The sequence below is a fragment of the Sphingomonas naasensis genome (assembly GCF_004792695.1).
Classification (GTDB): Bacteria; Pseudomonadota; Alphaproteobacteria; order Sphingomonadales; family Sphingomonadaceae; genus Sphingomonas; species Sphingomonas naasensis.
In genome coordinates this window covers 299,139-324,238 of the sequence record NZ_SRXU01000005.1, presented here as the reverse complement: position 1 = coordinate 324,238, position 25,100 = coordinate 299,139, and the positions used below count along the sequence as shown (strand labels likewise).

Genomic DNA, 25,100 nt, shown 5'->3' with positions numbered 1-25,100 from the left:
GGTCTGTTCGTTGGGCCTAGCCAGCCAGAATCGACGGCGCGAGCAACAGCAGCAACTTGACGTCTATCGCGATGCCCTCGGCGCGCTTCGCGGCGACGAAGGCCGGTACCTCGGCACGCGCGACGCGATGGACGGTGATGTCCTCGCCCTCGATTCCGCCGCCGTCGCTCACCTTGGTGAGGCCAGTCGCGCGGACCAGCGTGAAGCCTTCGGTGACCATGCCGGGCGAGGCGTGGAAGAAGCCGAGATCCTCGGCCCGATCGCAATGATAGCCGGTCTCTTCCTCAAGCTCGCGCCGCGCGGCGTCCATCGGCGTATCGCCGTCGTGCGAATCGCCGATCAGTCCGGCGGGCAGCTCGAGGCAGCGCCGGCCGAGGGGAACGCGATATTGCTCGACGAGCAGGACATGGTCCTCGGCGTCGATCGCGAGGATCACCGCCGCCTCGATGCCGCCAGCGCGGGCGACGAACTCCCATTTGCCCTGCCGCTTCGCGACGATCCATTTGCCTTGCCAGACGGTCTCGACCGGCTCTTCGGGGATGCTCATAGCTCGATCAGGCGGTCCGGAAGCTCATTGGTATCGCCTTCGCTGCGCGGGAAATGTTCGGCAAGCACTTTTCCGATCTGCGCGACGGCCTGCGCCATTCCCTCGCCGGGCCGCTCCTGCTTCACCTCGGCGAGCAGCACCGCCATCGCCTCGCCCCACACGTCGGCCGAAACCTTCGAGTGAATCGCCTCGTCGGCGATGATCTCGGCGCGGTGCTCGGCGAGGCTGAGATAGAGCAGCACGCCGGTCGAGGCCCTGGTCCGCTTTTCGGCGGCGGTGCGGAACAACGTCATTGCGCGGCGATGGACGCGGCGGGTCTTGGTCGCCCCCGGGGTGAGCGCGATCCGCAGCGCGTCGAGCGCGAGGATCACCCGCGCGACGAGGAAGGTCACCGCCATCAGGATCAGCGCGAAGGTGAGGTACCAGCGCGGCGGCGTGTCCGACCAGGCGTCGATCAGCCGGGCGTGGAGCCATTCGACCGGGCCGGGCTGCCACGCGAGCAGCGCGAGGACGAAGAGCATCGCCAGCACCATCCAGTGCAGCGCGACGTCGTGATAGGCATCGGAACGCCCGGCCACGACAGTGACGATCTCGCCATCGGTGGATTGTTCGGCCGCGGACACGGCCGCTGTCACCCGCGCATGATCGGCTTCGCTCAGACGCATCACCAGCTCCCCGAGGCGCCGCCGCCCCCGAACGATCCGCCGCCGCCGGAGAAGCCGCCGCCTCCGCCGCCGCCCCAGCCACCACCGCCGCCGCCCCAGCCCGAGGAGCCGCCGCCCCAGTCGCCACCACCGCCGCGCGAACCGCGACTCATCTCGCTGGCGATGCTCCACAGGATGATCGGCAGCACGCCGCCATCGTTGCGGCGATAGCGACGTTCGCCCCACGGGCCCTTGCGCCGCCGGCCACCAAAGCCGCGGGCGAACATCGGCAGCAGCACGAAGACGAAGATGATCCCCCAGAAGACCAGCCCGAACGGGAAGCCGCCGCCGCTGCGCCGCTGCTGTCGCGGCGTGGCGGCCGCCTTGTCGGCCTGTTCCTTCGCACGGGCTTCGGCCGCCTCGAGCGGCAGCTTCATCTGCTCGGCGATCGCATGCGCGCCCGCGACGATGCCGCCGGGCATGTCGCCGGCACGGAATTTGGGGAGGATGGTGTCGCTGATGATCGTGCTCGACAGGCCGTCGGTCATGATCGGTTCGAGGCCGTAGCCGACCTCGATCCGCACCTTGCGCTCCTTGGGCGCGACGATCAGCAGGATTCCGTTGTTCGCGTCTTTCTGGCCGATCCCCCAGGCACGACCGAGCTGATAGCCGTAATCGGCGATGTCATAACCCTGCAGATCCGGGATCGTCGCGACGACGAACTGGCGGGTGGTCGCCTTGTTGATGTCCTCGGCAAGGCGCGTGATTTCGGCCTTTTGGGCGTCGTTGAGCATATTCGCCGCGTCGACCACGGGTTCGCGGTCGCGCTTGGGAAAATTGGGCTGCGCCTCGGCCGACAGCGGCACGAAGATCAGCAGAAATGCGAGCAGCGCGCGCAACAGGTTCATTGGGTAATCTCGCGAATGATGCTCTCGCTGCCGGCGACGATGCCTTCGGCCATCCGGCCGGCCCTGAAGCCTGGCAGAATATCGGTACGGATGATGCTGCCCGCTTCCTCGTCGGTCAGTGCCTTTTCGAGGCCATAGCCGACTTCGATGCGGACTTTGCGCTCATTGGGCGCGACGAGCAGCAGCACGCCGTCATCGAGCCCTTTGCGGCCGATGCCCCAGTGACGACCGAGCGTGACGCCATAGTCCTCGACGCTATGCCCGCTAAGGCTTCTCACCGTGACGACCACGAACTGGTGCTTCGATTGCGCTTCGACCCCGGCGAGCCGCTCAGCGAGCTTCGCTTCGACATCGCCCGGCAAAAGGTCCGCAATGTCGACAACGCGCCCGGTGAGTACCGGGAGGTCATACCCGGCCGGCCCGGCCTGCCCGGTCGGCGCCGCCGCCCCACAGGCCGTGAGCGCGGCGCAAAGCAAGACCGATCGGAAGATCAGCTGCCGTTCCCGAAGTCGATCTTCGGCGCGTTCTCGGCGCCGGGGCGGGCCTCGAACGGCACCATCGGCTTGGCGCCGTAGAAGATCTTCGCGCCGACCGCGTCGGGGAAGGTGCGGATGCGGGTGTTATATTCCTGCACCGCCTTGTTGTAGTCGCCCAGCGCCACCCAGATGCGGTTCTCGGCGCCTTCGATCTGGTCCTGCAACTTGCCGAAATTCTCGGTCGAGCGCAGCTCGGGGGGCGCTTCGGTAATGATGCGGGTCAGGGCCGCGCTGGCCGCCGCCTGCGCCGCGCCAAACGCCTGAACCTTGGCCGGATCGGTGAGCTGGTCAGGGCTGAGCTGCGCCGAGCCCGTCTTGGCGCGCGCTTCGGCCACGGCGACCTGCGTGCTCTTCTCGAAATCGGCCGAGCCCTTCACCGTCGCGGCGAGATTGGGGAGCAGATCCGCGCGACGCTGGATCGCCGACTGATAGGTCGCGAACTTCGCCTTCGCATTCTCCTCCGCGGTCGGCACGCTGTTGAGTCCACAAGCGGAGAGCAGGACGGCGCCGACAAGGGCGAGCGCGACACGAAACTTCATCACCTGGTGGATCCTCCGGATCTGGTTGGTGGGTGTCTTATACGACGGCAACACTGGAGCCCGAAAGCGAAATCGGACATGCTTGCGTAACGAGGTGAACCGACAGCAGGGAGTTTGGTGCCATGTGGAAGGAATTCCGGACCTTCATCGCGCGCGGCAACGTGCTAGATCTCGCGGTGGGCGTGATCATCGGCGCCGCCTTCGGCACGATCACCAAGTCGCTGACCGATGACATCATCATGCCGGTGGTCGGGGCGCTGTTCGGCGGGCTCGATTTCTCGAGCTATTTCATCAAGCTGGGCGCGGTGCCGGCGGGCTATGCCGGATCGCTGACCGATTATGCGGCGCTCAAGGCGGCGGGGGTGCCGCTGCTCGGCTTCGGCCAGTTCGTCACGGTGGTGATCAACTTCCTGATCCTCGCTCTCATGATCTTCCTGCTGGTGCGCTTCGCCAACAAGGTGCTGCGCAGCCATGAGGAAGCCGCGGCGGATCCGGCGGAAGTCGAATTGCTGCGCGAGATCCGCGACGAGTTGAAAAAGCGCAACGCGGTCTAGGCCGCGGCGAGCTCCTCGGCGACGGCATCGGCGAGGCTGGTGCCGTCGAGGATGCGCGCGGTCTCGTCCCGCACGCGTGCCATCGCGTGGCGGATCGCGCAGCTTGCCTCGTCCTTGCAGTCGCCGCACGGGCGATAGGCGGTGCGGCTGACGCAGGGGACCAAAGCGAGCGGCCCTTCGATCACCCGGATGATCTCGCCGAGCGAGATCATGTGCGGCGGGCGGGCGAGGCGATAGCCGCCCATCTTGCCGCGCGTCGAGACGAGGAACCCGGCCTCGCGCAGATCGGCGAGGATCAGCTCGAGAAATTTGCGCGGCACATTGGCCTCGGTGGCGATGCGGCCCATCGGCACGGGCCCGGTAGCGGCCTGCTGCTGGGTGAGGAAAAGCATCGCGCGGAGCGCGTAGCGGGAACGCTGCGTCAACATGAGGCATCCTTCATGCCAAGTGATTGCATCGGTGTGAAGGCCCTAGGTCGGCCAACCTGACCTTTTCATTAAGCGCGAAGGCCCTATATAGGGATTTGCCGGCCTCGGTCGGCTATGGGGATAAACGAAGGCGTGCAATAGGCACAGCGGACCCGGGGGCAGTACCCGGCGGCTCCACCATAAATGGTGGTGTATCTGGACACCGTTTCTGACGGGGCCGAACCAGGATCGACGTGTGTTGAAAAGCGCTATCTATCTCTCAGCGTGGGCCACTGTGACGGTCCATTACACAAGTGCCAACGATAACGAAGCACTCGCTATTGCGGCGTAACCCCACGGCCTAACGGCCTAAGGTTATTCCAAAATGCGCGGTCGGACCCCACCGGGCAACAGAAGGGGATTCCAGCGGCCGCCAGGGGGGCCGGGCAACAGAACCCCCTGGATTTCATTCCTCCGTGCCGTCGCGCATCGTCTCGCATCCCGCCGGGATGATCAGCCGCGCGGTCGTCCCTGCGGCGTCGACCAGCTCGAAGCTCCCCTCGAGCTGCTTCGCGAGCATCCGCGCGATCCTGAGCCCGAGCCCGCCATGCTCGGCCATGTTGAAGCCCGGCCTGAGCCCGATGCCGTCGTCGGCGACCTCGACCACCAGCGCGCCGTCCTCGCGGCAGGCCGCGGCGACCTCGATCGCGCCGCCCTTGCCGACGAAGCCGTGCTCGATCGCATTGGCAACCGCCTCGGCGACGATGAGCCCGAGCGGCAGCGCCGATTGCGGCGGGATCGCGAGCCCCTCCGCGGCATGGACGACCAGCCCGATATCCTCGCGTCCGCTGGCGCGCACGACATCGGCGCAGAGCGGGTCGAGCAGCAGATGAAGCGGGCGCGGGCGTCCTTCGAGATCGTAGAGCTGGCGGCTGATCCCGCCGATCACGGTGAGCCGCATCGCCGCCTCGTCGAGCGCGTGGCGCGCGGCTGGCTCGGACACCGCCGAGCGCTGGAGCGTGAGCAGCGCGCCGGCGACCTGCAGATTGTTCGACACGCGGTGCTGGAGCTCGCGGAAGAGCAAGGCGCGGGTCTGGGCGAGCTGGGCGTTGCGCTCACGCTCGCGGACCAGACGTGCGGTCGATCGGTGCATCCAATAGACCAGCAGCATCATCGCCGCGGTGACGACCAGGAAGATGATCGTGGCCGAACGCGCGCCGGGGGCGAGCGCGAAATTCTCGAGCCGGGGAAGAAAGAGGTGCCGGGTGAGCAGGGCGCAGATCACCCCCGCGAAAATCCCGTTCCGCCCACCGAACAAAAGCCCCGCAGCGAACACCGCGGGCAGGAAAGTGAGGAAGGGAAAGCCGGGCGGAAGCACCGGATCGATCGCAAGGCGCAGCGCCAGCGCAACGGCGCAGATCGCCAGTGTCGCGGCGAAAGCGAGCGCCGGACGCCGCCTGAACAGCGGCAGCTTCTCGAGCCAGCGCCCTGCGCTCCCGGTCTTGCCCCCCGGCGTGGTCATGCGCGCAGTGTGCGCCTGCGCGGCCCCGGACACAATCGGGAAATATCCGTTAATCGCGGGATAACTTCCTCAACCGAAACGAAAAAGGGGCCCGCGTCGCCGCGAGCCCCTCGTTCCTGGACCTTGGGGTCCAAGGTTTAGTCGTCGTTGCCGCCGGTGAGGAATGCCGGCAGGCCGATGTCGTCACCGCCCTTGTCGTCATTCTCCGAGCGTTCGCGGCGCGGGCCGCGCCCACCTTCGCGATCGCCCCGGTCGCCGCGCGGACCACGATCGCGGTCGCCGCCTTCGCGACGCGGCCCCCGATCGCCGCCACGGCCGCCGTCGCGACGACGGTCACCGCCGCGATCGCCGCGCGGACCGCGGTCCTCGCGCGGCTCGCGGGCCGGACGGGTGTCTTCCAGCTCTTCGCCGGTCTCCTGATCGACGACGCGCATCGACAGGCGGACCTTGCCGCGCTGGTCGATCTCGAGGACCTTGACCTTGACTTCCTGGCCTTCGCTGAGGACGTCCGAGACCTTCTCGACGCGCTCGTTCTTGATCTCCGAGACGTGGACGAGACCGTCCTTGCCGCCCATGAAGTTCACGAACGCGCCGAAATCGACGAGGTTGACGACCTTGCCGTTGTAGATCTTGCCGACCTCGGCCTCTTCGACGAGGCCCTTGATCCACTTGATCGCGGCTTCGATCTGCGACGGATCGCTCGACGAAACCTTGATCACGCCTTCGTCGTCGATGTCGACCTTGGCGCCGGTGGTGGCGACGATCTCGCGGATCACCTTGCCGCCGGTGCCGATGACTTCGCGGATCTTCGACTTGTCGATCGTGAAGGTCTCGATGCGCGGTGCGTGCGCCGACAGCTCTTCACGGGTGTGATCGAGCGCCTTGGCCATCTCGCCGAGGATGTGCGCGCGGCCTTCCTTGGCCTGCATCAGCGCAGTCGTGAAGATCTCCTCGGTGATGCCGGCGATCTTGATGTCCATCTGCATCGTGGTGATGCCTTCGGACGTGCCCGCCACCTTGAAGTCCATGTCGCCGAGATGATCCTCGTCGCCGAGGATGTCCGAGAGGACCGCAAAGTCCTTGCCCTCGAGGATCAGGCCCATCGCGATGCCCGAGACCGGGCGCTTGATCGGCACGCCGGCGTCCATGAGGCTCAGCGAGCCGCCGCACACCGACGCCATCGAGGACGAGCCGTTCGACTCGGTGATGTCCGAGGTGAGGCGGATCGTGTAGGGGAACTCCTCCTTCGACGGCAGCACCGGGTGCAGCGCGCGCCATGCCAGCTTGCCATGGCCGACTTCGCGGCGGCCCGGGGCGCCGAAGCGGCCGACTTCACCGACCGAATAGGGCGGGAAGTTATAGTGCAGCATGAAGTGCTGGTAGCTGAGACCGCCGAGGCCGTCGATCATCTGCTCGGCGTCGCGGGTGCCGAGCGTGCAGGTCGCGATCGTCTGGGTCTCGCCGCGGGTGAACAGCGCCGAGCCGTGCGCGCGCGGCAGGAAGTGCGCTTCCGCCTCGATCGGACGGATCTGCGTGGTCGAGCGGCCGTCGATGCGCTTGCCGCTCTTGAGGATCGCGGTGCGGACGATGTCTGCCTCGAGCTTCTTCACCAGCTTCAGCGAGGCCAGATACGCTTGGGGATCGCTGTCCTTGAGGTCGGCCATGCCGTCGCGCGCCTTGGTGCGCGCTTCGTTGATCGCGGTCTGGCGGGCCTGCTTGTCGGTCAGCTTGTACGCCGCCTCGAGGTCCTTGCCGATCAGCTTCTTGAGCGTGGCCTTCACTTCGGCCTTGTCGTCCTGGGTCTTGAGCTCCCACGGCTCCTTGGCGGCCTGCTCGGCGAGCTTGATGATCGCCTGGATCACCTTCTGGCTCTCGCGATGCGCGAACATCACGGCGCCGAGCATGACTTCTTCCGAAAGCTCCTTGGCTTCGGATTCGACCATCATCACCGCGTCATGGGTGGCGGCGACGACGAGGTCGAGCTCGCCAGCCTCGACCTGCGCGTCGGTCGGGTTGAGGATGTACTCGCCGTCCTGATAGCCGACGCGCGCCGCGCCGATCGGGCCCATGAACGGCACGCCCGACAGCGTCATCGCGGCCGAGGCGGCGACCATCGCGAGGATGTCCGGCTCATTCTCGCCGTCATACGACAAAACCTGCGCGATGCAGTTGATCTCGTTGTAGAAGCCCTCGGGGAAGAGCGGGCGGAGCGGACGATCGATGAGGCGGGAAACCAGCGTTTCCTTCTCGGTCGCGCCGCGCTCGCGCTTAAAGAAGCCGCCCGGGATGCGACCCGCGGCCGAGAACTTCTCCTGATAGTGAACGGTCAGCGGGAAGAAGTCCTGGCCTTCCTTCACACTCTTGGCCGCGGTCACTGCGCACAGCACCACGGTCTCGCCGAGCGTCGCGATCACCGCGCCGTCGGCCTGGCGGGCAACCTTGCCCGTTTCGAGAGTCAGCGTCTTGCCGCCCCACTCGATCGATACAGTCTTCTTGTCGAACATTGGATTTCCTTCACTCCCGCTGCCCGATGCGGCGGGGGCCTATGAGTCGGGCCGGTTTGGCCCGTGGAGGACGGCCGGATTGCCGCTCTCCGTGTCGTCATCCCGGCGGGGCCGGGCGCCAGTCCAGCGGCTGGAGAAGCGCGTCGCGCTCCGGTTTGCTGGAACCCGGCGGTTACGCCGGAATGACAAAAGGGCGCCGCGAGGGCGCCCTTCCGGTTACTTGCGAAGCCCGAGCTTCGCGATCAGGTCTGCGTAGCGACCCTCGTCCTTCTTGCGAAGATAATCGAGGAGCGAACGGCGCTTGTTGACCAGCATCAGCAGGCCGCGGCGCGAGTGATTGTCCTTGGCGTGCGTCTTGAAGTGCTCGGTCAGGTTGGTGATGCGCTCGGTGAGGATCGCAACCTGGACTTCGGGGCTGCCGGTGTCGCCGCTGACGCGGCCATGTTCCTTGACGAGCGCGTCCTTGCGCTCCTGCGTGATCGACATGTGTTTTCCTTCGACATCGCTTTACAGATTGAAGCCGCGGACGACCCGGACGAGTCCGGACTGAGCCTCCACCAGCGCGACCGGCACCATGTCCAGCAGCGCGAAATATTGGCCATCGTCGGCGGCAACCCCGGCCAGAACCTGCCCCTGTCGGAGCAGCCCTGCCTGGTCGGGGGTGAGGAATAGAGCCGGGATGTCGTCCAGCCCCGCCCTCAGCGGCAGGAGAAGGTGTTCAAGCGCGCGGTCCTTAGCGGCGTGGGCCAATTTGTCCAGCGAAATCGCGGAATCGAGCGTGAACGGCCCCGCCTTGGTGCGCCGGAGCAGGGTGACATGGCCGACCGTGCCGAGCGCCAGCGCGATGTCGCGCGCGAGTGAGCGGATGTAGGTGCCCTTGGAGACATGGGCGGTGAGAGTGATTTCTTGCAATTCCTCCGCGGCACGGTGGAGGGGAGTCTGGTCATTGGGCTCTCCTTGCACTGCGGGCGCGGTCCCCCTTCCCCTTCCGGGGAGGATGTGAAGCGCGTAAATCGTCACCGCGCGGGTTGCGAGCACCACGTCCGCGCCGGCACGCGCGAGATCATACGCCCGCTCGCCATCGACCTTGAGCGCGGAATAGGCAGGCGGGACCTGTTCGATTGCGCCGGTGAAGCGCGACAGTACTGTCTCGATCTCGGCGCGCGTGGGGCGCATGTCCGAGGTCGCGATTTCCTTGCCCTCGAGATCGAGCGTGTCGGTCTGCACGCCGAAACGAATCGTGAAATCATAGATTTTGTCGCTGTCGAGCATCCGCCCGGCGAGCTTGGTCGCCTCGCCGATCGCGATCGGCAGCACCCCGGTCGCCAGCGGGTCGAGCGTGCCGCCATGGCCGACCTTGAACTTGCCATAGCCGCCGTCGCGCAGCGCGCGCTTGACCGCGCTCACGCCCTGCGTCGAGCCGAGCCCCAGGGGTTTGTCGAGAATGATCCAGCCATGCACGCGCGCGCCCTAGCCGAGCGCGCGCGGCGCGACCAGCGGTCAGGTGCCCGAAGGCGGCGGTTGCTCAGGTTCTTCCTGCTGCTGCCGACGCCGGCTCGGCGGCGGATCGCTGCGGGTGATGCTGGAGATGCGGCAGCGGTCGCGGCCGGCGATGATCGTGTCGCCGCGCGACAGCGTGCTGCTGTTGCCGAAGGTCTGGAAGCCGATCCGTACGGCGAAGGGCAGTTCGTTGCACCGCGTGAAGAAGCGGACATGGAACCAGTCGCGCCGCGAGTTCTGGATGAACACGCCGCTTCCGTCGCGTTCGGGCTCGAAGGTGCGGATCTGACCGCCGGTCAGGAAGGGAATCGACACTTCGGAGCCGCGCGGCGGCGCCTCGCCGGTGGTCGTGCAGGCGCCGAGCAGCAACGCCAGTGCGAGCTGGGGGAGAAGGTTTCTGGACATGGCAGGCCCTCATTCAGTGGAGGACAGCTCAGCCGGTAACGTCGTACGCTGCATAAAGTGCCGTCGGCACAGCGCGACATAGCGTTCATTGCCCCCGATCTGCTTCTGCGCGCCTTCGCGGATCGCCCGACCGGCATCGTCGACGCGCAGGTTCATCGTCGCCTTGCGGCCGCATTCGCAGACCGATTTGATCTCGATCAGCGCATCGGCGAGCGCGAGCAGCGCCGACGAGCCTTCGAACAATTTGCCCTGGAAATCGGTGCGCAGCCCGTAGGCGAGCACGGGGATGTCGTCCTCGTCGCAGAGCGCGGCGAGCTGGCGGACCTGCGTCGCGGAGAGGAACTGAGCCTCGTCGACCAGCACGCAGGCGAGCGGCGTCTCGAAATGCGCGTCCTCGGCAATCTGCTGGAGATCGGTATCCGCGGCGAAGGGAATCGCCTGCGCGCTGATCCCGAGCCGCGAATCGATCACGCCGTGCCCGCCGCGATCGTGCACTCCGGCGGTGAACAGCAAGGTGCGCATGCCGCGCTCGCGATAATTGAAATCGGCCTGGAGGAGCGTGGTCGATTTGCCGGCGTTCATCGAGGCATAGTAGAAATAGAGCTTGGCCATGACCCGAGCTAGCGCAGCTCAAAGCGACGCGTAAGGGCCATCCTGTGGAAGCGCTTTGGGCGGCGGATCGCGAATCACGCGCACCGAGGCCGGATCGACGCGGCCCGTCGCCGGATCGCCGATCATCCACAGCCAGTCCCATTCGCCGTTGGTGCCGCAGGCATCGGGCCGGGCGCCGGCGACCAGCACGAGCCGCGTCCCGTCGCGGCTCCAGCGCACCGACGCGACCACCAGTTGCCCGGCCGGCAGGCACGGCCCGTGCGCGCGCAGCACGCGGCGCGCCTCCTCGATCAGCCGCGGACGCGGCACGAGCGCGCCGTCGACGATCTCGAAGAGATGCGCCTCGGCGAGCCCGGAGCCGAGATAGTGGTCGGCGACGAACCAGCGCGGGCGCGCCGACCACAGGACGGTGAACCCCATCCCGTCGTCGAGCACACCGAGATCGCCGATCGCCGCGCCGGTCCCGGCGCGGACCACGCCGACCCCCGTGCCTTCTCCGGGGTTCTTCACCACGAGGAACGCGCCGTCGGGGGCCGGTGCCTGCCCGCCGCAATCGCCCGAAAAGGCATAGCGCCCGTCGGAATCGCGCCGGACCTCGCGGCACGAGGCCGGCGGGGCCGCCTGGCGCAGACCCGCTTCGCGCCCGACGATGGTACCGAGAAACGGAAGGATCTGGATGCTGGATGCGAGCGCGGCGACGATGCCGGCGACGATCCCCAGCGAAAGCAGCAGGGCCGTGACGTTGACCCGCATGCGGGCCTAGTCGTCGTCGCCGAGATCGCGAGCCACCTCGGGCGAGCGCAGCAGCGCCTCGATATGGCTGCCTTCGTCGAAGCTCTCGTCGGCGAGGAATTTGAGCCGGGCGGCGTATTTCATCTTCACCCGGTGCGCGACCTCGCGTTGGAGATAGGCAGTGTTGGTGCGCAGCGCCTTGAGCACCGCTTCCTCGTCCTTGCCGAGCAGCGGCTTCACGAACACCGTGGCGTGGCGCAGGTCGGGCGACATGCGGACCTCGGTGATCGAGACCATATGGCTGGCCAGCGTCTCGTCATGCACGTCGCCGCGCTGGAGGATTTCGGAGAGGATGTGGCGAACCTGCTCGCCGACGCGGAGCGTGCGGACCGAGCGTTCTTCGTTCTGATTGTGCTTCATGCTGTATCCCGACGCGCCATCGCGCCTTCCATGACGCGGCCCGTGAAGGTGCCGCGGGCGATCAATATGCCGGCTTCGTCGTAGAGTTCGGCTTCGGTCACTGCGATCGTCTTGCCGAGGCTGACCACACGGCCTCTGGCGGTAAAGCGGCCGGGCCGGGCAGGCTTGAGGCACACCACGTGGAAGTCGATCGTCGGCGCATAGACCTGTCCCTCGCTCGCCGCATAGAGCGCCGGCCCCTGCGTGTCGTCGAGCATCGCGGCGAGGAAGCCACCCTGCACCGTGCCGGCCGGATTGAGGAAACGCTCATCGGCGGTGAAGCCGATCTCGATCGTCTTCGCGGCGATGTCGATCGCCTTCACTTCCCAGCCGAGCAGTTTGGCCGAGGAGGGCGTGGGGAAATCGTCGAAGATCGAACTCAAACTCCCTCTCCCCTCGAAATCCCTCTCCCGCCGGGAGAGGGAGGGAGCCGACGAAGCCGGCGGAAGGGTGAGGGCGACGGATGCGATCGACGACCGCCCTCACCCTTCCCATCGCTTCGCGGCGGGCCCCTCTCCCGATGGGAGAGGGAAATGCTTACAGCGTCCGTTCGCGCAGCTCGACCTCGAAGGTTTCGAGATAGTCGCCGGCCTTGATGTCGGTGAAGTTCTGGCTGAACGTCACACCGCATTCCAGACCCGCGCGCACTTCGGCGACATCGTCCTTGAAGCGCCGCAGCGACGCGATCTCGCCCGTGTAGATGATGACATCGTCGCGGGTGATGCGCGCCTTGAGCGCCTTGCGGATGACGCCGTCGGTGACGAGCAGACCCGCCGCCTTGCCGTGCTTGCCCGCCGAGAAGACTTCCTTGATCTCGGCGCGGCCGACCACGGTCTCGAACGCTTCCGGGCCGAGCTGGCCGGCCATGCCGGCGCGGATCTCGTCGGTGAGCTCGTAGATCACGTCGTAATATTTGAGCGCGACCTTGTTGCGCTCGGCGATTTCGCGCGCCTTGGCGTTGGGCCGCACGTTGAAGCCGATGATCGGCGCGCCCGAAGCCCCGGCGAGCGTCACGTCGCTCTCGGTGATGCCGCCCACGCCGGCGTGAAGCACGCGCGCGCGGATGTCGTCGGTGGAGATCTTGTTGATCGCCGCGACGATCGCCTCGACCGTGCCTTGGGTATCCGCCTTGACGACCAGCGGATATTCCATCGCCTGCTTTTCCTTGAGCGCCGAGAACATGCTCTCGAGGCTGGCCGGGGCATTGGTGGTGCGCTTGGTCTGGATGACGCCGGCGCGATACTCGGCGACTTCGCGGGCGCGCGCTTCGTTCTCGACGACCTGGAGCGGATCACCCGCCATCGGCACGCCCGAAAGGCCGAGGACCTCGACCGGCATCGACGGGCCGGCTTCCTTGAGCTGACGACCCTTGTCGTCGACCAGCGCGCGAACCTTGCCGCTCTCGGCGCCGACGACGAAGACGTCGCCGACCTTGAGCGTGCCGCGGCTGACGAGGATCGTCGCGACCGGACCGCGGCCCTTGTCGAGCTTGGCCTCGATCACGGTGCCTTCGGCCTCGCGATCGGGGTTGGCCTTGAGCTCGAGCAGTTCGGCCTGGAGCTGGATCTTCTCGACCAGCGTGTCGAGGCCGAGCTTCTTGAGCGCCGACACTTCGACGTCCTGCGTCTCGCCGCCCATCTCCTCGACGATCACCTCGTGCTCGAGCAGACGCTCGCGCACGCGCTGCGGATTGGCGCTGTCGAGATCGATCTTGTTGATCGCCACGATCATCGGCACGCCGGCCGCCTTGGTGTGATTGATCGCCTCGATCGTCTGCGGCATCAGCCCGTCGTTCGCTGCCACCACCAGCACGACGATGTCGGTGACATTGGCACCGCGCGCGCGCATTTCGGTGAAGGCCTCGTGGCCCGGCGTGTCGAGGAAGGTGATCCGCGACTTGTCCTTCAGCGTGACCTGATAGGCGCCGATATGCTGGGTGATACCGCCGGCTTCGCCCTTGACCACATCGGTGCCGCGCAGCGCGTCGAGCAGCGAGGTCTTGCCGTGATCGACGTGACCCATGATCGTGACCACCGGCGGACGCGGCTGGAGCGCGGTCTCGGGATCCTCGGTCGTATCGACCTGGATGTCGACGTCGCTCTCGCTGACGCGCTGGAGGTTGTGGCCGAACTCGGTGACGAGCAGCTCGGCGGTGTCCTGGTCGATCGTCTGATTGACGGTGACCGGCATGCCCATCTTGAACAGCGCCTTGACGAGGTCGGCGCCCTTCTCGGCCATGCGGTTGGCGAGCTCCTGGACGGTGATCGCCTCGGGGACGACCACGTCGCGGACCTGCTTCTCGCGCGGGGCCGAGGGGCCGCCGAACTGCCGGCGATGTTCCTTCTCACGGGCGCGCTTGAGCGCCGCGAGGCTGCGCGCGCGGGCGCCGTCATTGTCGCCGAGCGCACGGTTGACGGTGAGCTTGCCCGACTGGCGGCGATCGTCGCCCTTGCGGTCGCGCTGCTGCGGACGCGCGGGCTCGGGGCCACGGCGCACCGGTGCGGCGCCGCCGGATGGCGCGGGACGCGGCGCGTTCGACGACGATGCGGCCGCGGCGGAACGCTCCTGCTGCTGCTGCTGCTGCGGTGCCGGCTCGGGCTTGGGCTGCGGCTTGGGGATCTCGGGACGCTGCACCGGCGTGAAGATGCGCGGCGCGGGGCGGCTCGGATCGAGCTGGATGCCAACCGGCTGCGGCGGCGGAGCAGGCGTGGGCGCCGGAGCCGGGGCGGGAGCGGGCTCGGGCGCCGCGGCGGCGGGCGCCGGTGCGGGCTCGGGCTTTTCCTCGACCTTGGGGGCCGCGGCGGCCTCTGCCTCGGCGCGGGCGCGTTCTTCGGCGCGGCGGGCTTCGGCCTCGGCGGCCTCGGCGCGCTCGCGCTCCTCGCGGCGACGCGCTTCCTCGCCGAGATGGAGCCGCTGCTCCTCGGCTTCGCGCAACATGCGTGCCTGGCGCTCCTGCGCGGTCTCGTTGGAGACGGCGGGGCGCGGCGTGGGCGCAGCCGGACGCGGCGCCTGCGGCGCGGGAGCCGCGGCGGCGGGGGTCGGTGCGGGCGTGGGCTCTTCCTGCGGCGTGCCCTGCGGACCGAGCACGCGGCGGCGCTTGACCTCGACCACCACGGTGTTCGAGCGGCCATGGCTGAAGCTCTGCTTCACCTTGCCCGTCTCGACCGTGCGCTTGAGCCCCAGCGGCGCGCGCATGCCCAGTTTCGGCTTTTCGTTTTCAGTATCGCTCATGCGCGTGCTCAAAGTCCTTCAGTCGAGTTCGTCGTGTTCTGCGACCCGCCCGGCGGGAACGCCGATGCGCCCTGCGAGCCTGTTTCGCAAGGGCGGGAAGCGGGGTCGGGTCCGATAAAGTGCAGCCAGCGGTCGAGCGCATCGCCCACCCGCCTGGCCGCCCTGGGATCTGTCAGGCCTGCATGTACCACATTTTCGCGGCCCAGCGCCAAGGACAATATGGTGCGCGGGATGGGCAATGTTAAGCCCTTGCGCCCGCTGCCTTCCATATCCGAGCCGACGCGCCACGCCTGGGCAAGCTTGCCGGCGCCGTCCTCGCCCGCGTCCGAAGCGTGGAGCAGCAAATGCAGCTGCCCCGCGCGCGCGGCGTTCTGGATCCGCTCGCCGCCGATCACGACATTGCCCGCCTTGAACTCGAGGCCGAGCCGGTCGAGCGCGGCACGCTGGAGCTGGTCGGCGATGCGCTGGCCGAGATCGTCGGGCACGCGCAGATCATTGGTCTTGAACGCACGCGACAGCGCGCTGCGCAATTTCTTGCCCGAAGCCTCGAGCTCGGCGCGGTCGACGCCGATCCACGCGCCGCGGCCCGGCGCCTTGGCGCGGACATCGGGAAGCACTTCGCCATCGGGCGAGAGCGCGAGCCGGATCAGCCCCTCGCGGGGAGCCTCCTCGCGGCTGAGGATGCAGGTGCGGACAGGATCGCTCATACGCATGCCCTCCATCGCGCCTGCGCGGCACAGGGCTGGGCAATCGCGCGGCCGTCCTCCGGCCGCGCGATAGACCCCGGCACGCGGCCGGGGTGACGATGGCTGTCGATTAGCCTCGGGGTATCATTGCTCGGAGTCCGCAACAGCGTCCTCCGCACCGGCCGAAGCCGGCTCTTCTTCGTCCGCGAACCAGTGCGCGCGGGCGGCCATGATGATCTCGTTGCCCTGCTCGTCGCTCAGGCCATATTCGGCGAGGATCCCGCCCTTGTCCTCGCTGCGCTCCGACGAACGGGCGTTCTCGGCGCGGCGGCGCGGCTCTTGGCGCTTCTTCTGGACGAGCTCGTCGGTCGCCAGATCGGCGAGGTCGTCGAGCGTCTTGATCCCGGCCTTGCCGAGCGTGACCAGCATCGCCTCGGTGAGATAGGGCATGGTGGCGAGATCGTCCTCGACGCCGAGGCCGCGGCGCTCTTCGCGATTGGCCTGCTCGCGGCGCTCGAGCGCTTCCTGCGCGCGGCTCTGCAGCTCCTGGCCGAGATCCTCGTCAAAGCCCTCAATGCCGGCGAGCTCGTCGAGCTCGACATAGGCGACTTCCTCGAGGCTCGAGAAACCCTCGGCGACGAGCAGCTGGGCGAGGGTCTCGTCGACGTCGAGCTCGTTCTGGAACATCTCGCTGTTCGCGACGAACTCGGCCTGGCGCTTCTCGCTGGCGTCGGTCTCGGTGAGGATGTCGATCGCCTTGCTGGTCAGCTGCGAGGCGAGGCGGACATTCTGGCCGCGGCGGCCGATCGCGAGGCTGAGCTGATCGTCGGGGACGACGACTTCGATGCGGTCATCCTCTTCGTCGATCACCACGCGGCTGACATTGGCCGGCTGGAGCGCGTTGACGACGAAGGTCGCGGTGTCGGGCGACCACGGGATGATGTCGATCTTCTCGCCCTGCATCTCCTGCACGACGGCCTGGACGCGCGAGCCCTTCATGCCGACGCAGGCGCCGACCGGATCAATCGAGCTGTCATGGCTGATCACGCCGATCTTGGCGCGCGAGCCCGGATCGCGGGCGGCGGCCTTGATCTCGATGATGCCGTCGTAGATCTCGGGGACTTCCTGCGCGAACAGCTTCTTCATGAAGTCGGGGTGTGCGCGGCTGAGGAAGATCTGCGGGCCGCGGTTCTCGCGGCGCACGTTGAGGATGATCGAGCGGACGCGATCGCCGACGCGGACCACTTCGCGCGGGATCTGCTGGTCGCGGCGGATGACGCCCTCGGCGCGGCCCAGATCGACCACGACATGGCCGAACTCGACGCGCTTGACGACGCCGGTGATGATCTCGCCGACGCGGTCCTTGAACTCTTCGTGCTGGCGCTCGCGCTCGGCGTCGCGGACCTTCTGGAAGATGATCTGCTTCGAAGCCTGCGCCTGGATGCGGCCGAACTCGATCGGGGGCAGCGGATCGACGATGAAGTCGCCGATCTTGGCGTCCTTCTGGAGCTTCTGCGCGCCCTTGAGGTCGACCTGCTTGAAATAATCGTCGACTGCCTCGACCACCTCGACGACGCGCCACAGGCGGAGATCGCCGGTATTCGGATCGAGCTTGGCGCGGATGTCGTTCTCGCTACCATAGCGATTCTTGGCGGCGCGCTGGATCGCGTCCTCCATCGCCTCGATCACGATCGCCTTGTCGATCAGCTTCTCGCGCGCCACCGAATCGGCGATCGCGATCAACTCTGCCCGGTTGGCGGAAATGGCAGTGGCCATCAGTCTTGTTCCTCTGCTTCGAATTCTTCTGCGCCTTCGCTCGAAAGCGGCGCGGTTGCGGCGATGAGCCTGTCGGTCATCGTCAGCTTGGCGTCCTCGATGCGATCGAACGGCACGAAATGCTGCACGCCCTGCGCATCGACGATCCCGACGACCGCACCCTTGGCTTCGATGCCGGTGAGGTCGCCCTTGAACTGCTTGCGGCCGTCCAGCTTCTCGGCGAGGTTGATCCGCGCCTCGTGCCCCGCCCAATCCTGAAAGTCCTGGAGCCGGGTCAGCGGCCGATCGATGCCGGGCGAGCTGACTTCGAGCCGATAGGCATGGTCGATCGGATCGCGGCCCTCGGCCTCGAGCGCGTCGAGCACGTCCGAAATGCGGCGCGACAGATCGGCGCAATCCTCGATCGTCAGCTGGCGCGTGTCGGGGCGCTCGGCCATCACCTGGAGCGTCGGATCGGATTGGCCGCCGAACATCTTGACGCGCACGAGCTCGAGCCCGAGCGCCTTGGCTTCGGGTTCGATCAGGCTGGTCAGTGCGGCGATGTCCGCCATTGGATCTCCGGGCAATCAGATAAGCAGCTTTAGCGCCGGAGCCCTGCGGGCCCCGACCTCGGCATGTTTGACGATGTCGAGAAAGCACGAGCGATATACGCGCTCGCTGCCGCCGGGGCAAGTGGGCCTAGGCGGGGTTGTGCTCCGCGAGGAATCGGCCAATCCGATCGAGGAAATCGGCGTTGTCGCGCGGCCCTTCGAGCGTATGGCCCTGGTCGGGATAGGCGACATAGTCGTGCGCTCGGCCGAGCCGGGTCAGCGTCTGGTGGAGGCGCACAGACTGGTCGGGGGGTACGGTGTCGTCGGCGGTGCCGTGCGCGATCATCAGCGGGATGCGCAGGCTTGCGGCATGGGCGATCGGCGAGAGCGCGTCGAGCGAGGGCGCGTTGCCCTGGATGCGCGCCTTCCACGCGCGATAGGCACGCTCCTCGAAGGTCTTGTGATCGAAAGCGAGCTGGGCGCCGACGTCGGAGATGCCCGCGAAGCTCACTGCGCAGCGATAGGGCCCGGGCCGTGCAGTGGCGGCCCACATCGCGGCATAGCCGCCATAAGAAGCGCCGACGATGCAGACGCGGTTGGGATCGGCCACGCCCTGTGCCGCGAGCCAGGCGATTCCGTCGTCGAGATCGTCCTGCATACCGCGGCCCCATTGGCCGTCGCCGCGCGCGACAAAGGCGCGTCCAAAGCCGGTCGACCCGCGATAATTGGGCTGGAGCACCGCATAGCCGCGATCGGCGAGATAGCGGACCCAGGGATCATAGCCCCAGCTGTCGCGCGCGAACGGACCGCCATGCGGCATCACGATCAGCGGCAGACCGTGCGCGGCGCGCCCGGCGGGCAGCGTCAGATAACCGCTGATCTCGAGCCCGTCGCGCGCACGATAGCGCACCGCGCGCATCTCGGGGGCGGGCTGGTCGGACATTGTCGGGCTGACCGCGGCGACTCGCGTCGCGCGACTGTCGCCGAAGACATAAAAGGCGCCCGGATCGCCCGCCGATTCGCTGAAGACGAGCGAGCGGAGTCCGTCGGGCGTCGAGGCGAGGACGCGATTGGCGCGGCCGGGCAACGCCGCGTCGATCTGCCGCTGGCGCTGCTGCATGTGCGAATCGAACCAGTGCGTCTCGGGACGGTCGGAAGAATAGTCGACACCGAGCAGCCGGCCGTCGGGATCGGTCTGGAAGCCGTCGAGATCGACCCGGCGGTCCTCGTAGAGCAAGGCGCAGAGCTGCTCGCGCGCGAAATCATAGGCATAGAGGCCGATGCGGCCGCTCGGGGTCTGGGCCAGCGCATAGCCGCTGTCGGTGCCGCGAATCGGCACGAAGCGCTCGATCCCCGAGCGCGCGTCGCCGGCGCCGCGCGCCGAGCGGCTGAATCGGTCGCCCTCGTGCTTGCGATAGAGCAGCCACGAGCGATTGCCGTCCTGCGCCATGCCGGCGCGAATCACTCCGGCCGAATCGGCCACCCAATCCCAGACATGGTCCTGCGGCGCGACCGCGAGGCTGGTGGCGCCGGTGGTGAGGTCGATGCGGTAGACGCCCGGCGTGACGCGGCCGGGCACCGGCGCGGCGAGCAGCAGGAAGCGGCCATCGGGCGAGACGTGAAGCACCTGCTCGTCGACCTCGGCCGGGCGCGCCGTGCCGAGCTGGGTCAACGCGCCGGTGGTCAGGTCGAGGCTGGCGAGCCGCGTGGTCGGGTGTGGGCCCTCGGTGAGCAAGCTGACGAGCAGCCGATCGCCGCCGAGCCAGCGATGCCATTCGAGCCGTTCCTCCTCGGGCAGGGCTACGGCATGGATCGTGGGCGCCGCGCCCGACATGTCGAACAGTGCGAGCCGCGCGCGGCCGTCGATCAGGGTGCGCGCGGCGACTCGCCGGCCATCGGGGGAAAGCACGGCATCCTCGATCGCGGGCTGCGCGAAATAGGCGGCGGCAGGCGGCGCGCCGGATTGGGCCGCCGCCGGGTTGGCATATGCGATCGCGCAAAGAAGCGCGGCGCGAAGAAATCGTGCAGTCACTCGACTTGCCCCCAAGCCCCAGGTTGCACGACCATGATGCCCGCAACAAAATTACGCAACCTGTGGATTATACGCAATTTCTAGATACGCATCCGGAATGACTGGACGGTGCGTGCGGCCGCGTTAGTCTCGGTGTCTTCTGGGGGAAAATGCCGATGAAGTCGTTGCCGCGTGCGGCGCTCGCCGCGCTCTGCCTGCTCACCGCCGCACCTGCGCAGGCGGAGACTTTTTGCGAGGCGTTCAAGCCGGTGGTCGAATCGGGGACCGCGCCGCAGCCTTGGTTGAAGATCCGCGGCGGGCAGATCGACAGCCTCTTGTGGAAGAGCACCGCGATGCTGCCGGGCTTCGCCAAATGCCAGATCGCGCCGGCCAGCCACGATTATTCGTGCGACGTGACCAATCTCACGGCGGACAAGGTCGCCGCGCTGGAGGCGTCGACCAAAGCGAGCCTCGAAGCCTGTCTCGGCTCCCCGATGGTTCGCGACGCGACGATAGTCGGCAATCCCTGGACGTGGCGCCCCGAGCCGGGCGCATTCCCGCTCATCATTCTCTACAATCTCCGCGACGGCATCTCGTTCGTCTTCCTGCCGCGCGGCTGAGGCGGCACCGCGGGGGTGCCTCGCGCGTTTCGCCGGCATGATCCGCAAGCCCAAATCGGGCGAATTTCGCCTTTACTCGCGCAAGAAGGACCCGGACACCGGCAAGCGCCGCAATCTCGGGACCTTCGACACGCGCGCCGCGGCCGAGAAGCACGAACGCGAGGTCCAGTGTTTCAAGCGCCATTGAGGCGCGGCAGACCCGATCAGGCGGGCGCGACCGGGCCGGCCACGAAACCTTCCCCATGCGTATTGCGATCGACCCGCTTCCATGCCTGTTCGTGGAAGAAGAAGGCGACGGCGTTGATGCACGGCTCGATCAACGCGATCCCGCTGGCGAGGCTCAGCGAGCCGTGAAGGCATAGGCCACGCTGAACCCGACGGTGAGGTGAATCGAGAGATAGGTCAGCGTCTTGAGAAGGTCGCGGGACATGGGCTCGGCTCGCATCGGGACAGGCCGGCAGAAATATTAGACGATGCAATCGATCGCCAATGCGTTGTCATGGCTTGAGTGATCGGTTGGGTCGATCAGAGCAGATAGCGCATCCGGATCTGCTGGGCGCTGCCCCCCGCGGCGACCGCGAAGCGCGCGGCGGCGAAGCGCGGCGGGCCGAACCCGATCGCCGGATTGCGCGAGAAGCCGAAGCCTTCCTTCGGAATGCCCAGCATCGTGTCGAGCCTGGCATTGGCATTGGCATCGTGAATCACCGCGACGGCATAGTCGCCCGGGGCGAGCCCCTCGAAGCGGATCCGCGGCGCGGCGGCCGGGACGGTGCGCTTGATGCCGCCCGCGCCCTTGCTGCAATCGGGGAACGCCCCGGCATCGGCGGTGAGGCAGAGCTGGATCAAGCCCTTGCCCGAGCGCAGCCCGGTGATCTCCACGTCAAGGCTGGCGAGCGGCGCCGCTCCGGGCAGCAGCGCGAGGCTCAGCGCCGCCACGGTCATACGCGAAATCACCGAGCCCCTTGTCGGTGCCGCACAGCCGGTCCCAGAAGCGGAAATAAAGTCCATAATTGCATCCATAAAATTGGTGGTGGCGCTGGTGGTGGTGCGCAGTGATCAGCCAGCCGCCGAGCGGCCCGTTGTGCATGAAGCGTGGGAAAATCTCCCACCCCATATGGTTGGTCACGCCCATCACCGTCATGATTGCGAGCACCAGCCCCAGCGCGCCGACATGGATCGGGATCAGGAAGACGAGCAGCGGGATCACCACCGCGCCGGTGAGCGCCTCGATCGGATGAAAGCTCATCGCCGCCCAGGCGGTGGGTGGGCGGCTGGCATGATGGACGGCGTGCGCGATGCGGAACCAGCGCGGGCGGTGCATCCATCGGTGCGTCCAGTAGAACCACGCGTCGTGCGCGACGAGATAGAGCAGCACCGAGACCGGCAGATACCAGAGCGGCCAGTCGGCGGCATTGGCGTAGATCCGAGTCCAGCCGCGATTCGCCCAGCCCCAGGCGACAATGCCGGCGGGAACGCCGTAGATCGCCGCCGAGGCGAGGCTCCAGCCGATCTCCCTGCGGATCTGGCGGTCGAGCCCGGCATAGAGCGCGGGGTGCCGGCGTCGGGTGAGCAGGGCGAACGCGCCCGAGGCGGCGAGATAGCGCAGCCCGACGATCAGCGTCATCGCGAGCGCGGAGAGGAGGATGGCGAGGGCCATGGCCCTGCCTACACCAGCCTCAGCCGCCCTGCCATGTCCGGATCGCGTCGACCGGCCAGACCAGCATCAGCACGTTGAGCGTCAGATTGTCGCGGATCATCGCGAGCGTGAACAGCTCGAAGGCGATCGCCAGCGCGATCGTCGCCCAGGCCGGCAGCCGGGAGGCGAGCCAGAAGCCGAACGCCATCCAGCCGATATCGGCGAGCGAATTGACGATGCTGTCGCCGGCATAGCCGAGCGCGATCGTCGCCTCACGGTAGCGGTTGAGGATGATCGGCGAGTTTTCGAGGATCTCCCAGAAGCCCTCGACCGCCACCGCGATCGGCAGCGCCCAGTGTCGCGCCCGCCCGCGCAGCAGAAAATGCGCGGCGGCGTAGAAGAGGAAACCGTGGATGACGTGGCTGAAGCTGTACCAATCGGCGAGATGCTGGCTGTTCTCGCTCGAATTGACCGCGCCGTGCCAGAATTTGATCGTGCCGCACGCGCAGATCGGCGGCCGGTCCATCGCCAGCAGGATCACGGCGATCAGCAGGCCGGCCACCAGCGCGGCGATCGCCGCGCTCCCCGCGACCCGCAGCGGCGGTTGCGCACGCCTCATGGCAGCTTCTCGATCCGCCGGTCGGGATCGAAGCGCAGGCCGTCGCCGATCTGATCGATAGTGAGCAGCGGCGCCGGTGCGATCGTCGACCAGCGCACCTGCGCCCGATCCGAATCGATTCGGCCGGTCTCGGTCCGGACCCGCCGGGTGAGATAGTTGATGCCGATCCCGGCGCTGTCGCCCGAGTTGCGCGCGACATAGGTATAGTCCCAGCCGATCAGCCGCAGAGCGTCGTCGCGCCATCGGAGGGTGAAGCGCGTGGTGCCCGCCGCCCAGCCGCCCATGCTCATCATCCGATGGAGATGCAGCGACACGCCGCCGCGGCCGATCCCCAGCGATCCTTCCTCGATCCAGTCCATCTCGCACGGATTGTCGCGGCGTGGAATCAGCCGCGCATTGGCAACGACGCGGCGATAGCCTCCACCGGGCACGGCGAGCGCGATGGCGAGAATGCGCGGATTGGTGTCGAAGGGATCGTCGCACATCCGTGCCGGAACGCGCAGCGCGGGGTCGTCACCGCGCAGCAGCAGGGCGAGATCGGCCCGGCCGTCGCCGTCGAGATCGCCGTCCGCCTGCATCTCGAGCCGCCATCCGCGCGGCACGAAGCCCGCCGCGTCGGACGCGGTCGCGACGATCTGCGGAAGGGCAACCGGCGGCAGATCCTGCGCCCGCGCCGGAAAGGAGATCAGGGCGAGCGCGGCCAGAATTCGTGGGAGCATCGCCGCGATGCTCCCACAGGGCCGGCAAATGGGCAATGGCTCAGCTGGTCGTCGCGGGGCCGCCGATGAGATCGGCGCAATCCCGCGCGATCGCGAGCAATTCGGCGCGCGGCGCGCCGCCGCGCGCGCGCACGCTCAGCGAATGGAGCACCGAGGCGACGAGGCGGCCCTGCGCCTCGGGGGCCGAGCTGCCCGCCGCGGCGAGCAGCTCGGCCACCCGCGCGTCCTCGATTGCGAGAAAGGCGGCGACCTTGTCGCGGACGAGCGGGTCGGCGGCGGCCTGGGTCGCGGCGGTGTTGATGATCAGACAGCCTTCGGGGCCGTCGGTGCCGGTGAGATAGAGATCGATCGCGCCGGCCAGCAGGCGCTCGACCAGGTCGCGCGGCGGCAGCCCCAGCTCGCCGAGGCTGCGCAGCTGGCGCTCGACCCGCGCGGTGAGCCGATCGATCGCGGCGAGGTAGAGCGCGCGCTTGTCGCCGAACGCGGCGGCGAGACTGGGGCGGGCGAGGCCGGTCGCCTCGGACAGCTCGTCGAGCGAGGTGCCCGCGAAGCCATAGGTGCGGAAACGCTCGGTGGCGCGGCGCAACGCCTGATCGGGATCGAAGCTGCGCGGCCGGCCGCGCGCACGGGTCGTCATTTTTATGCGATCTCGCAAAGAATCTTCTTGACCCCAATATTTTTATGCGGAATCGTACAGAAATCAAGGGAGGCCGTCATGAAGCTGTATTTTCGCCCCTTCGCCTGCTCGCTGGCCGCGCGGATCGCGTTGGAGGAGGCCGAGCTCGATGCCGAATTCGTCCAGGTGCCCGGCGATGGCCGGTTGTCCGATGGGCGCCATTTCAGCCAGCTGAGCCCGATGGGCTATGTGCCCGCGATCGAGACGCGCGGTGGCTTCGTGCTCACCGAAGGGCCGGCGGTGCTCACCTATATCGCCGAGCTGGCACCGGAAGGTTCGCTGAGCTTCACCGGTTTCTCGGACGCGCATTACCGGATGCTCGGCTGGCTCAATTTCGTCAGCACCGAGCTGCACAAGGCGGTGTTCACGCCGTTGCTGGGCAAGACCGCTGGTCCCGAGGAGCGCGCCGCGGCGCTGGCGCGGGTGACGAAGCCCTTCGGTGTGCTGGCGGCGCATCTCGCGGGCAAGGACTTCCTCGAGGACAAGTTCACCGTCGCCGACGCCTATCTGCTCGCCGTGCTCAACTGGTGCGAGGCATCAGGGGTGGCGATCGCCGACTGGCCGGTGCTGCTCGACTATCGCACCCGGCTGCGCGCCCGCCCGTCGGTGGTTCGCGCGATGAACGAGGAATGGCCGCTGCTCAAGGCCGCCTGAGACAGTTCCCGGGGGCGTGCGCCGCATCGCTCCGCTCCCGCCACGCCTGCCCTCCCCGGCATGCCGGGGAGGG

29 protein-coding genes, 1 other RNA gene and 1 pseudogene are annotated in these 25,100 nt (G+C 67.6%); 5 read left to right on the top strand and 26 right to left on the bottom strand.

What is annotated here, in order from left to right:
- Nucleotides 1-16 precede the first annotated feature (16 nt).
- Genes E5A74_RS13505 through E5A74_RS13485 form a run of 5 tightly spaced genes read right to left on the bottom strand, consistent with a single transcriptional unit; the run spans nucleotide 17 to nucleotide 3,174 of the window.
- Entirely contained in the window at nucleotides 17-547 is a 531-nt protein-coding gene (locus E5A74_RS13505) for an NUDIX hydrolase (RefSeq protein WP_135985782.1), read from the bottom strand.
- Entirely contained in the window at nucleotides 544-1,212 is a 669-nt protein-coding gene (locus E5A74_RS13500; protein WP_135985780.1) for a TPM domain-containing protein, read from the bottom strand. Before E5A74_RS13500 ends, E5A74_RS13505 begins: the two co-directional genes overlap by 4 nt.
- Complete coding sequence (locus tag E5A74_RS13495; RefSeq protein WP_135985778.1) at nucleotides 1,212-2,099, bottom strand: TPM domain-containing protein; 888 nt, start codon at nucleotides 2,097-2,099, stop codon at nucleotides 1,212-1,214. Before E5A74_RS13495 ends, E5A74_RS13500 begins: the two co-directional genes overlap by 1 nt.
- Nucleotides 2,096-2,575: a TPM domain-containing protein gene (locus tag E5A74_RS13490; RefSeq protein WP_240699802.1), complete on the bottom strand. Its 480-nt coding sequence runs from the start codon at nucleotides 2,573-2,575 to the stop codon at nucleotides 2,096-2,098. The genes E5A74_RS13495 and E5A74_RS13490 overlap by 4 nt, the downstream gene beginning before the upstream one ends.
- Before the next feature lie 14 nt (nucleotides 2,576-2,589).
- Nucleotides 2,590-3,174: a LemA family protein gene (locus E5A74_RS13485; RefSeq protein WP_135985901.1), complete on the bottom strand. Its 585-nt coding sequence runs from the start codon at nucleotides 3,172-3,174 to the stop codon at nucleotides 2,590-2,592.
- Nucleotides 3,175-3,296: 122 nt separating this feature from the next.
- On the opposite strand from E5A74_RS13485, the gene mscL reads away from it, so the two are divergent.
- On the top strand, nucleotides 3,297-3,728 hold the full coding sequence (gene mscL / locus E5A74_RS13480) for a large conductance mechanosensitive channel protein MscL (RefSeq protein WP_135985774.1): 432 nt from the start codon (nucleotides 3,297-3,299) through the stop codon (nucleotides 3,726-3,728).
- On the opposite strand, the gene E5A74_RS13475 is transcribed toward mscL, so the two are convergent.
- A complete protein-coding gene (locus tag E5A74_RS13475) occupies nucleotides 3,725-4,156 on the bottom strand; it encodes an RrF2 family transcriptional regulator (RefSeq protein WP_135985772.1) in 432 nt (143 codons plus the stop codon). The genes mscL and E5A74_RS13475 overlap by 4 nt on opposite strands.
- A gap of 58 nt (nucleotides 4,157-4,214) precedes the next feature.
- Here E5A74_RS13475 and ssrA point away from each other — a divergent pair.
- Nucleotides 4,215-4,560, top strand: a transfer-messenger RNA (tmRNA) gene (gene ssrA, locus E5A74_RS13470).
- Between the two features lie 41 nt (nucleotides 4,561-4,601).
- On the opposite strand, the gene E5A74_RS13465 is transcribed toward ssrA, so the two are convergent.
- From E5A74_RS13465 to E5A74_RS13400, 14 genes are all read right to left on the bottom strand, one after another.
- A complete protein-coding gene (locus E5A74_RS13465; RefSeq protein ID WP_168355595.1) occupies nucleotides 4,602-5,657 on the bottom strand; it encodes a sensor histidine kinase in 1,056 nt (351 codons plus the stop codon).
- A 137-nt stretch (nucleotides 5,658-5,794) separates the two neighbouring features.
- The gene (pnp, locus tag E5A74_RS13460) at nucleotides 5,795-8,161 is read right to left on the bottom strand and encodes a polyribonucleotide nucleotidyltransferase (RefSeq protein WP_135985768.1); all 2,367 of its coding nucleotides are present in this window, start codon (nucleotides 8,159-8,161) and stop codon (nucleotides 5,795-5,797) included.
- A gap of 216 nt (nucleotides 8,162-8,377) precedes the next feature.
- A complete protein-coding gene (rpsO, locus tag E5A74_RS13455) occupies nucleotides 8,378-8,647 on the bottom strand; it encodes a 30S ribosomal protein S15 (RefSeq protein ID WP_135985766.1) in 270 nt (89 codons plus the stop codon).
- A gap of 21 nt (nucleotides 8,648-8,668) precedes the next feature.
- Nucleotides 8,669-9,622, bottom strand: coding sequence for a tRNA pseudouridine(55) synthase TruB (gene truB / locus E5A74_RS13450; protein WP_135985764.1), 954 nt, complete (start codon nucleotides 9,620-9,622; stop codon nucleotides 8,669-8,671).
- A gap of 39 nt (nucleotides 9,623-9,661) precedes the next feature.
- Entirely contained in the window at nucleotides 9,662-10,066 is a 405-nt protein-coding gene (locus tag E5A74_RS13445; protein ID WP_135985762.1) for a DUF6491 family protein, read from the bottom strand.
- A 9-nt stretch (nucleotides 10,067-10,075) separates the two neighbouring features.
- The gene (locus E5A74_RS13440; RefSeq protein WP_135985760.1) at nucleotides 10,076-10,678 is read right to left on the bottom strand and encodes a thymidine kinase; all 603 of its coding nucleotides are present in this window, start codon (nucleotides 10,676-10,678) and stop codon (nucleotides 10,076-10,078) included.
- Between the two features lie 18 nt (nucleotides 10,679-10,696).
- The gene (locus E5A74_RS13435) at nucleotides 10,697-11,431 is read right to left on the bottom strand and encodes a hypothetical protein (RefSeq protein WP_135985758.1); all 735 of its coding nucleotides are present in this window, start codon (nucleotides 11,429-11,431) and stop codon (nucleotides 10,697-10,699) included.
- A 6-nt stretch (nucleotides 11,432-11,437) separates the two neighbouring features.
- A complete protein-coding gene (rbfA, locus tag E5A74_RS13430) occupies nucleotides 11,438-11,830 on the bottom strand; it encodes a 30S ribosome-binding factor RbfA (protein WP_135985756.1) in 393 nt (130 codons plus the stop codon).
- Entirely contained in the window at nucleotides 11,827-12,252 is a 426-nt protein-coding gene (locus E5A74_RS13425; RefSeq protein WP_135985754.1) for a PaaI family thioesterase, read from the bottom strand. The genes rbfA and E5A74_RS13425 overlap by 4 nt, the downstream gene beginning before the upstream one ends.
- A gap of 154 nt (nucleotides 12,253-12,406) precedes the next feature.
- Complete coding sequence (infB, locus tag E5A74_RS13420) at nucleotides 12,407-15,100, bottom strand: translation initiation factor IF-2 (RefSeq protein WP_135985752.1); 2,694 nt, start codon at nucleotides 15,098-15,100, stop codon at nucleotides 12,407-12,409.
- A gap of 8 nt (nucleotides 15,101-15,108) precedes the next feature.
- The gene (locus tag E5A74_RS13415) at nucleotides 15,109-15,807 is read right to left on the bottom strand and encodes a DUF448 domain-containing protein (RefSeq protein WP_135985750.1); all 699 of its coding nucleotides are present in this window, start codon (nucleotides 15,805-15,807) and stop codon (nucleotides 15,109-15,111) included.
- A 123-nt stretch (nucleotides 15,808-15,930) separates the two neighbouring features.
- Complete coding sequence (gene nusA / locus E5A74_RS13410; protein ID WP_135985748.1) at nucleotides 15,931-17,562, bottom strand: transcription termination factor NusA; 1,632 nt, start codon at nucleotides 17,560-17,562, stop codon at nucleotides 15,931-15,933.
- A complete protein-coding gene (gene rimP, locus E5A74_RS13405) occupies nucleotides 17,562-18,113 on the bottom strand; it encodes a ribosome maturation protein RimP (protein ID WP_135985745.1) in 552 nt (183 codons plus the stop codon). Before rimP ends, nusA begins: the two co-directional genes overlap by 1 nt.
- A gap of 127 nt (nucleotides 18,114-18,240) precedes the next feature.
- Nucleotides 18,241-20,124 (bottom strand): S9 family peptidase, encoded by a 1,884-nt coding sequence (locus tag E5A74_RS13400; protein WP_135985743.1) that lies wholly within the window; start codon nucleotides 20,122-20,124, stop codon nucleotides 18,241-18,243.
- A gap of 155 nt (nucleotides 20,125-20,279) precedes the next feature.
- Between E5A74_RS13400 and E5A74_RS13395 the strand changes: the two genes are divergently transcribed.
- Complete coding sequence (locus tag E5A74_RS13395; RefSeq protein WP_135985741.1) at nucleotides 20,280-20,723, top strand: hypothetical protein; 444 nt, start codon at nucleotides 20,280-20,282, stop codon at nucleotides 20,721-20,723.
- 37 nt (nucleotides 20,724-20,760) lie between these two features.
- Nucleotides 20,761-20,910 carry a hypothetical protein gene (locus E5A74_RS13390; RefSeq protein WP_135985739.1) on the top strand — a complete coding sequence of 50 codons (150 nt, stop codon included), beginning with the start codon at nucleotides 20,761-20,763 and terminating at the stop codon, nucleotides 20,908-20,910.
- 16 nt (nucleotides 20,911-20,926) lie between these two features.
- Here E5A74_RS13390 and E5A74_RS13385 read toward each other — a convergent pair.
- From E5A74_RS13385 to E5A74_RS13360, 6 genes and pseudogenes are all read right to left on the bottom strand, one after another.
- Nucleotides 20,927-21,153: pseudogene (locus E5A74_RS13385) on the bottom strand (DUF2061 domain-containing protein).
- Nucleotides 21,154-21,248: 95 nt separating this feature from the next.
- Nucleotides 21,249-21,665 (bottom strand): DUF2141 domain-containing protein, encoded by a 417-nt coding sequence (locus tag E5A74_RS13380; protein WP_135985899.1) that lies wholly within the window; start codon nucleotides 21,663-21,665, stop codon nucleotides 21,249-21,251.
- On the bottom strand, nucleotides 21,604-22,380 hold the full coding sequence (locus E5A74_RS13375) for a sterol desaturase family protein (RefSeq protein ID WP_135985737.1): 777 nt from the start codon (nucleotides 22,378-22,380) through the stop codon (nucleotides 21,604-21,606). The genes E5A74_RS13380 and E5A74_RS13375 overlap by 62 nt, the downstream gene beginning before the upstream one ends.
- A 19-nt stretch (nucleotides 22,381-22,399) precedes the next feature.
- Nucleotides 22,400-22,978: a DUF2585 domain-containing protein gene (locus E5A74_RS13370; protein ID WP_135985735.1), complete on the bottom strand. Its 579-nt coding sequence runs from the start codon at nucleotides 22,976-22,978 to the stop codon at nucleotides 22,400-22,402.
- Complete coding sequence (locus E5A74_RS13365) at nucleotides 22,975-23,697, bottom strand: hypothetical protein (protein ID WP_135985733.1); 723 nt, start codon at nucleotides 23,695-23,697, stop codon at nucleotides 22,975-22,977. The genes E5A74_RS13370 and E5A74_RS13365 overlap by 4 nt, the downstream gene beginning before the upstream one ends.
- Nucleotides 23,698-23,737: 40 nt before the next feature.
- Nucleotides 23,738-24,334 (bottom strand): TetR/AcrR family transcriptional regulator, encoded by a 597-nt coding sequence (locus tag E5A74_RS13360; protein ID WP_135985731.1) that lies wholly within the window; start codon nucleotides 24,332-24,334, stop codon nucleotides 23,738-23,740.
- Between the two features lie 78 nt (nucleotides 24,335-24,412).
- Here E5A74_RS13360 and E5A74_RS13355 point away from each other — a divergent pair, with 78 nt between their 5' ends.
- Entirely contained in the window at nucleotides 24,413-25,027 is a 615-nt protein-coding gene (locus E5A74_RS13355) for a glutathione binding-like protein (RefSeq protein ID WP_135985729.1), read from the top strand.
- The last annotated feature ends 73 nt before the right edge of the window (nucleotides 25,028-25,100 follow it).